Here is a 14,209-nt window from a genome sequence, read left to right as displayed (position 1 = left end):
GAACGGGCATTCACGGCGTTTACATCCCTGCAAGAGCGCGCTTCCTGTCCAAGTTGTAAGTTGCGCGACAGCCCCCTCGCGCCCATCCTCACGGGCATCCTTCCAGAGGAGGTCAAGATGAAGAAATTCACCATCGCCGCCATCGCCGTGCTCAGCATCGCCGGCTCGGGCGCGGTCTATGCCCAATTTCATCGCCCGTGGATGGAGCACGTCCGCCACATCCGGATGAACCCCGAGGACCGCGCCGCCTTCGTCGATGCGCGGATTGCCGCCGTCCATGCCGGCTTGAAGCTCAACCCCGATCAGGAGAAGCTGTGGCCGCCGGTCGAGGCGGCCGTGCGGGAGTTCGCCAAGCTGCGCATCGACCGTGCCAATGCGCGGATGAATGCCGCACCCGGAGACGCTTCGAGGGATGCCGACAAGCCGGACGATCCGATCGCCCGCCTGCGCCAGCGCGCCGAGGACATGGGCGCCAGCTCCGCCGCCCTGAAGAAGATCGCCGATGCCGCCGATCCGCTCTACAAGACCCTCGACGAGGGCCAGAAACGGCGCCTCGCCGTGCTGACCCGGCACCGCGGCCCGTTCGGCGGCGGCGAGGACGGCCCGCGCCACCACCACTTCATGGAGCGCATGGACCGCATGATGGAACGGGGCATGGACCATTTCCATCATGACCGCTTCGACCGTGACCGCGGTCCCGACCGCGACCGGGAGGGCCGGCTCTGAACGGACCGGTTCTCGAACAGTTAGTCCTGGCGAAGCCGCTGGAATCCAGCGGCTTTTCGCATTTCCGGACCTAGGGACGAGACCTTGGAAAAGTTGCGTCCGATCGCTTGCCAGACCCGGATCGCTTTGCTAAACGACCGGCCTCGCAAGGCCTTGACCGCCTTTCGGGCGCATAGCTCAGTTGGTAGAGCAGCTGACTCTTAATCAGCGGGTCCCAGGTTCGAGCCCTGGTGCGCCCACCAAGCAAATCAAGCACTTACAGCAGTGCGCACCAGAACGGACCAGTCGGTTTGACGTCCGGTTTGAGAAATTTGTTCGTCGTCCGTACGCCAACTTGAGGGATGGCGGGATGGCTGCGCGTTACCGCAGCGGCTAGCTTGTCATTCGGCCTGCAATATTGGCTCTGACGCAATCTTGGTGCAGCTCCTTTCATTCTGCGCCGACTAACCGGGCTTGGAGCAGATCGATCTTCCCGCGGCCATACATTTGGCGCCTGACGAGCTTGAGGCGCGTAATCTGTCCTTCGGTTTGTCCGTTCGACCAGGGCGACGTGATTGCGGCTCGGACTGCCGCTTGGTCTCTCCCGACGCCGCTCGCGAACGAGGCGACGAGACTGGCGCGGGCACGCTCGATCCAAGGAGCGAGGCCCGCCTCGGTCTTACGCCGGATCATCAGGTGGAATTCGGCGATGATCTCGCGTGCCTCGACCAGAGTTGGCACGCCAGCTTCGATCGCCGCGACCGTGACGGTCTCCGCTTTGGTGAGCAGGTCCCGTCCGATTGTCATGAGGCGAGCGATCGTTCTGGCCGACGGAATCCTCTGAAGGTTTTGTGTGTCGGTCCTTTCCGCTCGTCGTCTGCGGGTTGCCCACTCGCTGATGACACGTAGCGAGCCTCGGAAGCCACGCCCTTTCAAACGGCGCCAAAGTTCAGCCCCGTTGCGGCAGCCAGACGCCCACTGCTCGTCCAGCCATGGCAAGTGCACATCCAACGAACTTTGCCGGGTTCGGAACACGTCGTGACGTTCGCCGCGGACCACCTGTCGCACCAGCTTCCTGCTGTGGCCGGTCTGACGCACGATCTGCTTGATAGGTATGCCATTCTTCGACAGAGCCAGGATGACCGCGTTGGTCTCCTCGCGGCGCAGATAGCCCTCATACTGGAGGCGCTCCGCGGCGGTGAGTAGCTTGGGATCGATCGTGGTCGCACCGATGACGGTGCGTATCTGGCGCATCGATTTGCGGACGGCATCGAGGAAGGCCCGACTGGCGTTCTCCATCAGATGCCAACGGTCGGCGACCTGTACTGCGTGCGGCAGGGCCTTGGCCGCGGCTTCGCCATATCCGCCGCCGCGGTCACGGGCGACGATTGCGATCGTGGGATGAGCAGCGAGCCAGGCTTGGGCCGTCGCCGGCTCACGATCCGGCAACAAAGTGACGACCCTGCGCCTTTCCAAGTTGCAGACGATGCTGGCGTATCGGTGATTGCGCCGCCAGGCCCAGTCATCAATGCCGATGACCCTGAGCGGGTCAGCTGGGGGACGGCTACGGTGCCGAACCACCCGAAGAAGGGTATCTTTGCTCACCGGCAGCATCAGCCGCTTTGCGAAGACTGCTGCCGGTCTACCCCCAAGCGCCAAGCCAAGGTGGTGAACGATGGACTCCAGCCTCGCGGTGCGGCGCGCCGAAGGCGCCAGTACGCCTTCGCCGAAGCGCTCAGTGAAGATCTGACGCCCGCACAGAACCGCGTCGCAGCGAAAACGGCGGGCGATTACCAGGAGCTGGACGATCCGACCCGAGAGCGGCAGATCGGTCACGCGGCGCCGGTAGCGGCTATGGACACGTCGCGAAACCGTTCCGCACGATGGACACAGGCCGACGCTGCCGGACGCCCGAACCACAACGATCGCCTTATTACCCTCGTAGTAAGCACTCTCTACAACAAACCCACGCGGCACCAAACTGGAGCGGTGGAGTGCCTGCTGCATGGCGCTGATTCTCCTCCAATCAAAGCGCCAGACATCCTCCAAACTGCATCAAAAGTGAGTCAGAGCCAAAATTGGACGCCGATGAGGGGTCAAATTTGCAAGCCGATTGACAATTCGACGCATCACCTCAGCGAAACACGGCGTCCGGCGAACGACCGCAGTGCGTCATGGCCCTCCAGCGGTCACGATCCATCACTGCATCTCGCAGGACACGCATTGCCGCCTCGCTGCTCTCAACCGGGATTCCTCACCTAATGTCGGTTGCGGGTCTTGGTTGTGTGGAAACGCATGGGTCGGACGCGGCGTGGTCGCCAAGTATTGCGCGCGGCCGGTGTTTGCGTGTCGGAGCGTCCAATAACCCGCCAAATTAGGTATCGCGACCGGGGATGCAATTTTGGACGCACTTCCCGCCGTCAGGCGGCGCGGATGGCTGCAATCAGGCTCGGTTTGCCGAGGATGTTCATCACCCGTGTGAGGTTATAGGCGAGAACATGCAGCGCCATCTCAGCAGCGACATTGCGCAGGCGCTTCATCAGGAAGTGGGTCGCACCCATACGGGCCTTGATCGTGCCGAAGGGATGCTCGACCGTCTCGCGCCGCGTCCGCATGGCGTCGGGATTGGAATCGAGCCGTCTCTGAACCTCCTCGACCACATGCTCATGCTCCCACCGCGTGATGCGGCGCTCCTTGGACGGCGTACATTGGCTCTTGATCGCGCAGCCCTGGCACGCCGCTGTCGACCAGTAACGGCGCAGCGTCATCCCATGCTCGATGTTGGTGTAGTGATAGGGCAGCAGCTGGCCCGATGGGCAGCGGTAGACGTCCTCATCAGGCAGGTACGCAAAGTCCTGTTTGCCGAACCGGCCCTCCGCCTTGGCGTTCGACGTCATAGGCTTGGGCAAGGTGACTGCAACGCCAGCCTCTTCGCAGGCTAATATCTCCTCTCCGTCGAAGTAGCCACGGTCAGCGACCGCCTCGAGTTTGTCTACTTCGAGCACTTCTTTGGCTTGCTTCGACATCCGGGCAAGCTGCCCACGATCGTTGCCGACGTTTATGACCTCGTGCGTAACAATCAGATGGTGTTCGGTGTCCACCGCGACCTGGACATTGTAGCCGACCACGCCCGATCCGCGTCCGCTGGTGGCCATCGAACGGGCATCCGGATCGGTGAGTGATATCTGTTGATCCGCCGTGTTGCGCATCCGCGCATCAAGCACTTCCAGGCGGCTCATCTCCTGCTTCAGCCGAGCGATCTTTTCCTTGATCCTCGTCGTCTTGATGCTGATCGCTTTCGATGGCTCCTGCCGATCGGCGCTATCGAGTTGACGCAGATATCGACCGACACTTTCCTCGATCTGCGCCATCCGCCTCGCCATCTTGGCGTGCGTGAAGTTACGGTCGCGGTTGTTAACCGCCTTGAACTTGCTGCCGTCGATTGCGACGCTTGGGGTCTGCAACAGGCCCATTTGCCGGCATGGTGCAATGAACTTCGCACAAACCTTCCGAAGCGCCGCTCCATTGTCCTTCCGGAAATCGGCGATCGTCTTATGATCGGGAGCCAGGCGGCCGATCAGCCACATAACTTCGACATTGCGGCACGCCTCACGTTCCAGTCGGCGGCTGGACTGCACCCGATTGAGATAACCGTAAATGTAAAGCTTCAGAAGGACTGCCGGATGATAGGAAGGCCGGCCCGTCTCCTTGGCGATCACACGCTCAAACCCCAGTCCATGCAGGTCGAGCGCCTCGACAAACACATCGATCACATGGACCGCGTTGTCCTCGCTTACCCAATCCTCCAAACATTCCGGCAAGAGCGTTAGCTGGGATCTGTCAGCGCCTTCAACGAAGCGTCCCATCCGTATCCCCCATCAGGAAACGGAGAAATCGTAGCTGACTCGTGGCTTTTCACACAGCCAGGGTCAAAGGCTGCCCTCGGCGTCTCCACGATGGCTTTCGCCGCCGGAGAGTGGCGTCGGGTGGTGCTTCGGTGCCATAGCCGTCTGCCGGCTACGGCATGTCGAACGATGGCCAGCAGCCGTCTTCCTCGTGCCGCCCAGTGCGCTGCAAGCACGTGTTGTCCAGCAGGCGCTGTCCGACGTTCTTCCACAGAGCCTCTCGTCCGTAGAGGCGGACTGCATCGGCCTTTTGGATCTCGATGACCCGGCCGCAACGGCGGCAGTTCACCCTCAGAATATGCTGGCTGATCTGGCTCAGCCGTAGCGCCGCTCCGGAGGGCACCGCCCGAGCCTCGGCTCGGGGATCTTCCAGGAGGGCCTGCCAGTATTCGGGTGGTAGATCGGCATCCGGGGCCAATCCCTGCTTCGCAGGCGCGCTTCTGCCAATGGTAGCGGCCATCTTTGCCATCTGTTTCGGGGTCGGCATGCGCCAGGTCGCGGGTCGGTCCGTCATGCCTCTATAGAACATAACAAGAACAATAAAGTCGATGGGGTGCTGAAAAGATTCTGCTTGTGGAGGGGCCAGTCCGTCGGAACCGGCCATGTTGTTTCGTCTTGAATCCGTGCCGTTCCGAACCGGAGTTCTGCGTACATGGCCCCGCGCGCCAACTGGAAAGGCTTCTTGCGTCTGTCCCTGGTGACCTGTCCCATCGCACTCTACCCGGCCACCTCCGAGAGCGAGAAGATCTCGTTCAACCAGCTCAACCGGCAGACCGGCCACCGGATCAAGTACCTGAAGGTCGATGCCGACACTGGGGACGAGGTGCCTAACGAGGACATCGTCAAGGGCTACGAACTCGAGAAGGGCCAATTCATCGAGGTGACCAAGGACGAACTCGAGGAGATCGCGCTCGAGTCCACCCGCACCATCGAGATCGACGAGTTCGTCGACAAGACCGACATCGATCCGCGCTATCTAATCCGGCCCTACTACTTGCGTCCGGACGGCAAGGTTGGCCATGACGCATTCGCCGTGATCCGGGAGACCATCCGGGAGATGGACAAGGTCGCCATCGGGCGGGTGGTGCTCACCAACCGCGAGCACATCATCGCATTGGAGCCGATGGACAAGGGACTGGTCGGCACGCTGCTCCGCTATCCCTACGAGGTGCGCAGCGAGCGGGAGTATTTCGACGAGATCCAGGACGTGAAGGTCACGAAGGATATGCTGGATCTCGCCAAGCACATCGTGAACCAGAAGGCGGGGAGGTTCGATCCGGAGAAGTTCGAGGATCACTACGAGAGCGCTCTGGTCGAGCTCATCAATCAGAAGCGGGCCGGCAAGGTCATTCGTCCGAAGGAGCGGCCGAAAGGCGAGAACGTCGTCGATCTGATGGACGCGCTGCGCAAGAGCGTGGGCGGCGCTGCGGCCGAGGCGGCGGCGCAAAAGAAGCCGGCCAAGAAGCCGAAGAAGGCGTCGGCCCGCCAGAAGGAAATGCTGATGCCAATCGCCGGTAAGAAGCCGGTGAAGGAGGCCGCAGCCAAGAAGCCAGCGGCTGGGGCGCGGCGGAAGTCGGCCTAGGGCGTGTTGAAGGCGCAGGCCGCGGGGCCGATGGAGGTGCGAGATGTCGCGCACGCTCATCATCTTCGGACTTGTGCTGGTCGCCGTTGGGCTGCTTTGGCCCGTCCTTGGCAAGTTCGGGCTTGGCCGGCTACCCGGCGATATTTACGTCGAGCGGCAGAATTTTGCTTTCTACCTTCCGTTGACAACCTCGCTCATCATCTCCGTCGTGCTAAGCGTGATCCTGTGGCTGGCGAACCGATAGGGCGCTTCCTCAATTGCGCAGTGACACACTCCGCTCGGATTGGGTCCCAGTGCTTTGGACGTGATCCATACTCGACCCGAGGCGGCACTTCCGCGAACACGTTGCGCGACGCCAGACCGTCCGCCAAGAGCGGCTGAATTCCAAGTCGGCCAGTTCGTTGGCCTGCTGTACTGCGTTTTGAGGTTCGTCGGGGACAGAGGAGGAGGATCAAATGGCGTTCGTCTTCGTCACCGGCACCACCGACGGGCTCGGCCGCGCTGCGGCCCAGTCGCTCCTTGGCGACGGTTATCAAGTGGTGCTGCACACGCGATCGGCGGATCGCGCTGCGACCGTCGGCGATCTCGCGTCGCGGGCCGCAGGGATGGTCGTCGGCGATCCCCGCAGCGCCGCCGAGACCAGAGCCATCGCGGACAGGTCAACGCAATCGGCCGCATGGCACATCGTCACAGGCAAGCGCGTTGCCTTTCGCAGTTCTCTGGCCACTCGACAGCCGCGCGACCTGGCAATAGACTTTCTCAGCCCCTGAAAAACAACTGTCAGAAAGGGCAGTTTCGCCACGTGCGGTTCGAGATGCGTTGAGATGGTCGCCGGACGTGGCGCAAAGCACGCAAATCTCATCCCGCGCTGGCGAAAGCGGCCAAGCCTGCCAAGAAGCCGCGCAAGGCGTCGAGCGGCCAGAAGGAAATGCTGATGCCCATCGAGGGCAAGAAGCCTGCGAAGGAGGCTGCGGCGAAGAAGCGGCCAAGCCACAGCGGAAGTCGGCATAGGCCCTAAAAATTCGCAAAGCGCGCCACGATCCATGATTGACTGACCAAATTGAAGGCAGACGTGTAGGTCACGCGCTGCCGTTGTGGCGCTGCGGACGCTTTTCTGCATAATAGCCGTCTCATTTGCACAATTCGGCGCTCTATCAGGCGCGGCGAGGGCGACAGTTTGGACCAGCGACTGCTCAATTCTGGAAGCGAGGCTACGCAGAATCCACGGGGCCTGCCCCGAGCTGGAGCCGACCGCCCACGTCCTGATGCGGCCACCGAGATGGCGCGCATCCTGGACGCGCCGCCGCGGTTGGTGCCTGAGGTTTTGCATGGCGATGCGCGCCTGACGCGGAAATGGGCGCACGGCGGGTTACAAGATGATTATATGCGCGGCGTGGCCGGACACGTCGCCGTGGGCTGCTACGAAGGACAGCATCAGATATCTTGGCGGATCGAAAACAGGCTCTTGAATTCTAGGACCAATCCGAAAACCTTCACCTTGATTCCGCAAGGCGTTGACGGCACGTGGAATATTGCAGGCCCGGTCGTCGTTTCGCACGTCTACCTCACGCAGGAACGCCTCCAGGCGTGCGCCGACGAGATCGCGGGTGGAAGACGTGTCGAACTTCTGCCGCGCGTCTCTTTCACCGACCCCGCGGCGGCGGGGTTGCTTGACATCCTGAGTCAAGAGGCAGAGCGGGACAGCGCATCGTCCCGTCTGTTCGTGGAGCAGGCGATTGACCTTCTCTGCTCGCGGCTGATCCAAGAGCATTCATCTTTTCGCAGCTCGCCTGTTCAGGTCAGAAAGGGCGGCCTTGCCGATTGGCAGGTGAGGCGCGTCACGACGTTCATGGACGAGAATCTGAGACGCCAGGTCGGGCTTGACGAACTCGCGGCCCTCGTCGGTCTCAGCCGGTTTCACTTCTGCACGGCGTTTCGGCAGTCGACCGGCCAGACCCCGCATGCATGGTTGACCGAGCAACGAATGAAATGCGCGCGCGAACTTCTCGCCCACTCGAGGTTCAGCGTCACAGAGGTCGCGCTTGCAGTCGGCTACGAAACTCCATCGGCTTTCGCTGCGACTTTCCGAAGAAGGGTGGGAGTGACCCCATTGGCATTCCGGCGCGCGCTCTAAGCCCGGCGGCAATTTATCGCAACAGTGCGATAGTCGCCGCAATTTCCGAACGGTACGTCCCTTGGGAACATGCCTATTTGCGGGCTTATCCGAGGGGATCTCAGACCACCATGACCAACCATGAGCCGTTCATCGACGGCGCCGTCGAGACCGAAGAAGCGCGGGGCGGGGTATCGCGCCGGTCGCTCCTGCTGACCGTCGGGGGAGCGGCTTCCCTGGCGGCGGTGCCGCAAGTTGCCGCGGATTCGATTTCCGAGGGCGGTCCCACTGCGTCGACAAGACGGGTTCGCCTGGCCGTCAACGGAACGCGGCATGAGCTTGACTTGGATACGCGGCAATCCCTGCTCGACGTTCTGCGCGAAGGCCTCGATCTGACCGGCACGAAGAAGGGCTGCAACCAGGGCGCCTGTGGCGCTTGCACCGTTCTTCTCAACGGCAAACGGGTCGTGTCCTGCCTGACCTTGGCCGTGATGCATGACGGAGCCGAGATCGAGACGATCGAAGGCCTTGAAAAGAACGGCGAGCTTCATCCGCTCCAGAGCGCGTTCATCGAGCACGACGCTCTGCAATGCGGCTTCTGCACGCCGGGCCAGATCATGTCCGCTGTCGGCTGCATCGCGGAAGGCCATGCCGGGTCGCCTGCCGAGATCCAGTTCTGGATGAGCGGCAACATCTGCCGGTGTGGTGCCTATCCCGGCATCGTCGCGGCGGTTGCCGATGCTGCCAAGGGGACCTGATCATGCTTCCGTTCACGATCGAGAAGGCGACCTCCGTCGAGGCTGCCATCGCCGCCGCATCGTCTGGCCGACGCTTTATCGCCGGCGGCACGACATTGATCGACCTCATGCGCGAGGAGGTAGAGCGGCCTGAGCACCTCGTCGACATCAATGCGCTTCCGCTTTCGGGCATTCGACTCGACGGCTCCGACCTTGTCATCGGCGCCCTCAGCCGCATGGCGGACGTCGCCGCCCATCCCGACGTGCAGCGTCTGCAGCCGCTGATCGCCGAGAGCCTGATCGAGGGCGCCTCGCCGCAGTTGCGCAACATGGCCTCGATCGGCGGCAACCTGCTCCAGCGGGTCCGTTGTCCATATTTCCGGATGCTGGATGCGCCCTGCAACAAGCGAACGCCGGGGTCGGGCTGTTCGGCGATCGACGGTCTCAACGCCGGTCACGCCCTTCTCGGCACGAGCGATCATTGCGTGGCAACGCATCCCTCCGACCTTGCGGTTGCGCTGGTCGCTCTCGAGGCGACGATGCGGGTCAAGGGTCCCACGGGAGAGCGCCGCTTCCCGGTCGAGGAACTGTTCCGGCTGCCGGGCAATACCCCCCACCTCGAACACACGCTGCTGCCCGGCGAAATCATCATCGAGGTCAGGGTCCCCGGCGGGCCGAATAGTCGCCGGGCGCGGTATCTCAAGGTGCGCGACCGCGCATCTTACGAATTCGCGCTGGTGTCCGCGGCCGCGGCGATCGAGGTCGCGGACGGCACGATCCGCGAGGCGCGGCTCGCCGTTGGCGGTGTCGGCACGCGGCCATGGCGCATGCGCGGGGTGGAAGCGGCTCTGCTCGGCAAGGCGTCCGAGCGTAAGGTTTTCGAAAGGGCCGCCCAACTGGCGCTCGATGGAGTCCGTCCGCTGTCCGGCAATCGCTACAAGGCCGAACTCCTGCCGCGAACGATCGTCCGGGCGTTCGAAATGACCGGAGCAGTCGCATGACGACGAATGTCATCGGAAAACCGCTGCCCCGCGTGGATGGCCGTGCCAAGGTCACGGGCGGGGCGCGCTACGCGACCGATTTCAATCAGCCGGGCCAGGCCTACGCAGTGATCGTCGGAGCGACCGTCGGCCTCGGCAGCGTGACCGGCATAGACAGCGCGCCGGTCGAGAGCATGCCGGGCGTTCTAGCGGTCCTCACGCACCGCAATACGCCACGGTTGCCGTACGCGCCCCACAAGAGCTACATCGATCCCGCCACGGGCGAGCGGCTGCACGTGCTCCAGGACGACCGGGTGCGCTTCTACGGGCAACCGATCGCGGTCGTCGTCGCCGACAGCCTCGATCAGGCTGAGCGCGCAGCGGCGGCGCTATGTATCTCCTACGCCGCCGAACGACCGATCGTCGATCCGAACGATGCGGAAGCCCGACCGATCGTGCCAGAAGCCGGGATACAGCCGAATGCTGCTATTCCGGCAGATTCTGCGCGCGGCAATGCCGCCACCGCCCTCGCAGGCGCGCCGGTGAAGGTCGACGAGACCTACGGTATCTCGCGCGAGAACCACAATCCGATGGAGCCGCACGCGACCGTGGCGGCCTGGACGGGGGATCGGCTGACGCTCTGGAGCAAGAGCCAGTTCGTCGTCAATGAACAGGCGGAGATCGCAGCGATCTTCGGCTTGCCCTCCGAAAACGTACAAGTGATCTGCCCGTTCATTGGCGGCGCTTTTGGCACGACGCTCAGGACCTGGCCGCACGTGACGCTTGCGGCTCTCGCCGCGCGACAAGTCGGACGCCCCGTCAAGCTCGTGCTGACGCGCAAACAGATGTTCTTCGCGACCGGCCACCGGCCACGCACCTCGCAGCGGGTCGCTCTCGGCGCAACCCCGGACGGCAAGCTCTCAAGCGTGGTCCACGAAGGTACCGGCGAGACGAGCCGCTACGAGGAGTTCATGGAGGCGCTGACCTCCGTCACGAAGTTCCTGTACTCCTCGCCCAACGTGCGGACTCGCTATCGGCTGGTGCCGCTCGACATCGGCACGCCGAACCATATGCGCGGGCCTGGCGAGGCCAGCGGCGTCTTTGCACTCGAATGCGCCATGGATGAGCTGTCATACAAGCTCGGCATCGATCCCATTGAACTGCGGCGCCGCAATGAGCCGGAGATCGATGAAGACGAGAAGAAGCCGTTCTCCAGCCGATCGCTGTTGAAGTGCTACGACTTCGCCGCCGAGCGCTTCGGCTGGTCGCGGCGCATTCCCGAGCCGCGCGCGATGCGCGATGGCCGCCTCCTGGTCGGAATGGGCGTCGCCTCGGCGAGCTATCCGGCGTTCCAGGCGCCGGCGAGCGCGCGAGTCCGGCTGCTGGCCGACGGCACTGCCCAGGTCGAGGTCGCGGCGAGCGACATGGGCCCCGGCACCTATACTTCGATGACGCAGGTTGCCGCCGAGACCCTAGGTCTGCCTGTCGAACGGGTGCGCTTCAGCCTTGGCCGCTCGGACTATCCGCCCGCTCCCTCCCATGGCGGCTCATGGACCATGGCCTCGGTCGGGTCCGCGATCCGCGCCGCCTGCATTGCCGTGCAAGAGGAGGCTTCGAAGGGCCGCAACGATCGACCGATCGAGGCAACAGCTTCTTCTCAGCGAGATCCGGACGCCGCCGCCCGGTTTTCCATGCATGCCTTCGGGGCGGTCTTCGTCGAAGTGGCCGTCGATCCGGATGTCGGCACGATCCGGGTGCGCCGTGCGGTCGGCGCCTACGGCATCGGTCGCGTGGTCAATCCGCGTCTGGCCGCAAGCCAATGCACCGGCGGCATGATCGGTGGCATCGGCATGGCGCTCATGGAGCGCACCGTTCTCGATACGCGCGACGGCCGTCCGGTCAATGCCCACATGGCCGATTACCTCATGCCGGTGAACCTCGACATTCCCCATCTCGAGGCGCATTTCGTCGAAGAGGTGGATCTTCACGTGAACGCCCTCGGGGTCAAAGGCCTCGGCGAGATCGCGCTGGTCGGCATGGCCCCGGCCGTCGCCAACGCCGTCTTTCATGCGACCGGCAAGCGCGTGCGCACCCTGCCGATTCGAATCGAGGATGTGCTGTCCGCTTAGGTGGCTTGCGCGTGCGTGGCTGAGTGGTCTTGACATGCGCAAGCGGCGTTACTACCGCGGGCGCCGGAGTAGGTAGCGATGGTGTAGGTGGCGGAGTGGGCGCTGGAGTTGGTGGAATTGGAGCTGCAGGGGGTATAGGGGTTGGAGGAGGCGAAGCAGGAGCTGGAATAGGTGCAGGCGCTGCAGGGCTCGGAGGCGCTGCAGCGGGTGTTGGCCTTGGCTCTGGTAGCACAGGCGTTAGCGGCCTTGGCAACGCTGGACTTGGCACAACGGGCTTTGGTTCTGGCGGCGCGGGAGCCGCCGGTCTGTCCAACGGCAGCTCTGCGAATGGCAACGCTAGCTTGGCCGGCCTAAACTCGGCCAACGTCGGCACAGCCTTTGCCTCTCTTGCGGCCGTCGAACAGCAGCGACTGTTGCGTCGCTGTTCAGTTGTCCTCAAGCGCCCGTCCGGCTACGACCGCGAAACGTTGGCCGTATGCCGCATAGTGGCCGCGAGATGAACGGGACCAGATAATTCTCGCGTTTATTGGTTTAGAGACGAGGACACATAGTAAATGGGCTCGGCAAACAGGCATGTGGGCCCATGTTCTTGAAGGGCGGAATACTGCATCCGAAATAGTGGCCCGCCTGGGAACCGCGGGAACTATTCAGCATCGAGATGCGCGCGGCGTTAAGTCCTTGCGCTAGCGAATGAGCGTACACGGCGTTCACGTTGGCGCGACTTTTCACGGGGTACACCAATGCCTCGGTTTCGAGCAACGAACCACAAAATCTGAGGCTGCGTCAGTGGGTGCTCAATTCGCGTAGCAGCTCTCTCGCGGCCTTTAGATCGCCGCAGTCGAATCCTTCGGTGAACTGAGCATAGATCGGTGAAAGTGTATGGCGCGCTTCTGCATGCCGACCTTGCTGCATCCATAGCCTCGCTAGCGTCGTAGCGGAGCGCAGCTCCCAGGCGAGCGACGACTGGCAGCTGGCCATCTTAAGGGAGTCCCTGAGGTAGCGTTCTGCTTGGATCAAATCCGACCCTTCTCCCGAAATCATGATTTCTGCTTTGACCCGCAGTAAGTCGGGCATGCCGAAAAGATCCCGGTTGCGTTCGACGAGTGCAATCGCCTGATCTATGGTACGCAGCGCCTCCTCCTGCTGACCGGTCGTTGCCAAGCCCTCTGCCAATGCGGTGCTGAAAGCCGTGGGCGCCCCATACCGATATCTACTCATCGTTTCTAGCGAGCTTCGCAAGAGGATGATCCCGGGCTCCACCTCGCCCTGCCGAACCAGCAGTTCTCCCTTGGCTCCCCGGCCAATTGTCTGATACGGCGCGAGTGAATGCTTGTCAGCTTCAATAATAAATCGGTCGATACACTCCTCGGCGGTTTCCAGCTCTGAATTCCAGAGAAAGACTGATAGTGCCCAGAGCAGCGTCATTGAGAGCTTCACTGGATGATTCATCCGGATTGCGTCAGCGACAGCCTGCCGTGCGAGGCTGACAGCCTGGGCCGGATGGCCTTGGAGCCACAGGACACGAGCTAAGGTGGTCTCCTCGCCCGACTGAGATAGTCAAAGCTCAGGTGCGGCAAAGCAGTAGGCTGCGACCTCGGCAGCCCTAACAGCGCAGCTGAAAAGTTGCCTATTCTCAAATGGAATAGGTGGAGTCTTTCACAGACTTGAACTTGCCTATGCAGGTCGCCGATGTGTTCGGCGATGGCACGAGCCTTCATGAGGGATTGGCCCACAACCGCTGTGTTACCTGTCGTGAACATCAGAACCAGCCCGAGAGTTGCACGAAGATCCAGCTCTTGCCTGGTATTTTGTTCGCCAAGAGCTTCAAGCGCACGTGCAGCCCAGTGTTGAACGCGGTCGCGAACGAGAGGATCCCCGGTTTTATGGCAGCGTGAGGTAGCCGTGAGGAGGGGAGGGTCATGAGCCGTGCACGAGATCAGATGTGAGAGAAGGCGCCGTGAAGACGGAATGGACGGAGCATGGTATTCGCGTCACGCGCTGGGTGATTGATTGCGCGGCGCCGCCGACGCACGTCAGAAGCGGGATCTTCAGGCAGGA

At 62.6% G+C, this 14,209-nt stretch carries 11 protein-coding genes, 1 tRNA gene and 1 pseudogene; 9 read left to right on the top strand and 4 right to left on the bottom strand.

Translation table 11 applies throughout. The annotated features are described in order from the left end of the window. The first annotated feature begins 117 nt into the window (after positions 1–117). Both N2604_RS32015 and N2604_RS32010 read left to right on the top strand, forming a co-directional pair. Positions 118–726: a Spy/CpxP family protein refolding chaperone gene (locus N2604_RS32015; protein WP_260371977.1), complete on the top strand. Its 609-nt coding sequence runs from the start codon at positions 118–120 to the stop codon at positions 724–726. A gap of 166 nt (positions 727–892) precedes the next feature. Continuing rightward, positions 893–968: transfer RNA gene (locus N2604_RS32010), tRNA-Lys, on the top strand. Positions 969–1,155: 187 nt separating this feature from the next. Here N2604_RS32010 and N2604_RS32005 read toward each other — a convergent pair. The 3 genes from N2604_RS32005 to N2604_RS31995 all read right to left on the bottom strand — a co-directional run bounded on the left by N2604_RS32005 (position 1,156) and on the right by N2604_RS31995 (position 5,124). Continuing rightward, entirely contained in the window at positions 1,156–2,712 is a 1,557-nt protein-coding gene (locus N2604_RS32005; protein WP_260371976.1) for an ISL3 family transposase, read from the bottom strand. A 413-nt stretch (positions 2,713–3,125) separates the two neighbouring features. After that, positions 3,126–4,571: an IS1182 family transposase gene (locus N2604_RS32000; RefSeq protein WP_260371975.1), complete on the bottom strand. Its 1,446-nt coding sequence runs from the start codon at positions 4,569–4,571 to the stop codon at positions 3,126–3,128. A gap of 151 nt (positions 4,572–4,722) precedes the next feature. Continuing rightward, positions 4,723–5,124, bottom strand: coding sequence for a hypothetical protein (locus N2604_RS31995; protein WP_260376354.1), 402 nt, complete (start codon positions 5,122–5,124; stop codon positions 4,723–4,725). A gap of 138 nt (positions 5,125–5,262) precedes the next feature. Here N2604_RS31995 and N2604_RS31990 point away from each other — a divergent pair, with 138 nt between their 5' ends. The 7 genes and pseudogenes from N2604_RS31990 (at position 5,263) to N2604_RS31955 (ending at position 12,151) form a co-directional block, all read left to right on the top strand. Continuing rightward, positions 5,263–6,192: a Ku protein gene (locus N2604_RS31990; RefSeq protein WP_260371974.1), complete on the top strand. Its 930-nt coding sequence runs from the start codon at positions 5,263–5,265 to the stop codon at positions 6,190–6,192. Between the two features lie 43 nt (positions 6,193–6,235). Continuing rightward, a complete protein-coding gene (locus N2604_RS31985) occupies positions 6,236–6,436 on the top strand; it encodes a DUF2905 domain-containing protein (protein ID WP_260371973.1) in 201 nt (66 codons plus the stop codon). Positions 6,437–6,647: 211 nt separating this feature from the next. Next, positions 6,648–6,871: pseudogene (locus tag N2604_RS31980) on the top strand (SDR family NAD(P)-dependent oxidoreductase); the annotation flags it as partial. Positions 6,872–7,471: 600 nt separating this feature from the next. Continuing rightward, positions 7,472–8,326 (top strand): AraC family transcriptional regulator, encoded by an 855-nt coding sequence (locus N2604_RS31970; protein WP_260371971.1) that lies wholly within the window; start codon positions 7,472–7,474, stop codon positions 8,324–8,326. A gap of 110 nt (positions 8,327–8,436) precedes the next feature. Further along, a complete protein-coding gene (locus tag N2604_RS31965; RefSeq protein ID WP_260371970.1) occupies positions 8,437–9,063 on the top strand; it encodes a (2Fe-2S)-binding protein in 627 nt (208 codons plus the stop codon). 2 nt (positions 9,064–9,065) lie between these two features. Next, positions 9,066–10,043 carry a xanthine dehydrogenase family protein subunit M gene (locus tag N2604_RS31960; protein WP_260371969.1) on the top strand — a complete coding sequence of 326 codons (978 nt, stop codon included), beginning with the start codon at positions 9,066–9,068 and terminating at the stop codon, positions 10,041–10,043. After that, the gene (locus tag N2604_RS31955; RefSeq protein WP_260371968.1) at positions 10,040–12,151 is read left to right on the top strand and encodes a xanthine dehydrogenase family protein molybdopterin-binding subunit; all 2,112 of its coding nucleotides are present in this window, start codon (positions 10,040–10,042) and stop codon (positions 12,149–12,151) included. Before N2604_RS31960 ends, N2604_RS31955 begins: the two co-directional genes overlap by 4 nt. Before the next feature lie 783 nt (positions 12,152–12,934). Here the strand turns inward: N2604_RS31955 and N2604_RS31950 are convergent. After that, positions 12,935–13,669 (bottom strand): hypothetical protein, encoded by a 735-nt coding sequence (locus tag N2604_RS31950; RefSeq protein WP_260376353.1) that lies wholly within the window; start codon positions 13,667–13,669, stop codon positions 12,935–12,937. Positions 13,670–14,209 lie beyond the last annotated feature (540 nt).

Origin of the sequence: Bradyrhizobium sp. CB1015, from assembly GCF_025200925.1 — a bacterium.
Lineage (GTDB): Bacteria > Pseudomonadota > Alphaproteobacteria > Rhizobiales > Xanthobacteraceae > Bradyrhizobium.
The sequence above is the reverse complement of the archived record's forward strand: the minus strand, read 5'-3'. Positions and strand labels throughout refer to the sequence as shown.

Excerpts from the sequence above, each read along its gene's own strand:
- N2604_RS31985 (WP_260371973.1), top strand. The coding sequence starts at position 6,236 with ATGTCGCGCACGCTCATCATCTTCGGACTTGTGCTGGTCGCCGTTGGG.
- N2604_RS31970 (WP_260371971.1), top strand. The coding sequence starts at position 7,472 with ATGGCGCGCATCCTGGACGCGCCGCCGCGGTTGGTGCCTGAGGTTTTG.
- N2604_RS32015 (WP_260371977.1), top strand. The coding sequence starts at position 118 with ATGAAGAAATTCACCATCGCCGCCATCGCCGTGCTCAGCATCGCCGGC.
- N2604_RS31990 (WP_260371974.1), top strand. The coding sequence starts at position 5,263 with ATGGCCCCGCGCGCCAACTGGAAAGGCTTCTTGCGTCTGTCCCTGGTG.
- N2604_RS31965 (WP_260371970.1), top strand. The coding sequence starts at position 8,437 with ATGACCAACCATGAGCCGTTCATCGACGGCGCCGTCGAGACCGAAGAA.
- N2604_RS31955 (WP_260371968.1), top strand. The coding sequence starts at position 10,040 with ATGACGACGAATGTCATCGGAAAACCGCTGCCCCGCGTGGATGGCCGT.
- N2604_RS32005 (WP_260371976.1), bottom strand. The coding sequence starts at position 2,712 with ATGCAGCAGGCACTCCACCGCTCCAGTTTGGTGCCGCGTGGGTTTGTT.
- N2604_RS32000 (WP_260371975.1), bottom strand. The coding sequence starts at position 4,571 with ATGGGACGCTTCGTTGAAGGCGCTGACAGATCCCAGCTAACGCTCTTG.
- N2604_RS31995 (WP_260376354.1), bottom strand. The coding sequence starts at position 5,124 with ATGACGGACCGACCCGCGACCTGGCGCATGCCGACCCCGAAACAGATG.
- N2604_RS31960 (WP_260371969.1), top strand. The coding sequence starts at position 9,066 with ATGCTTCCGTTCACGATCGAGAAGGCGACCTCCGTCGAGGCTGCCATC.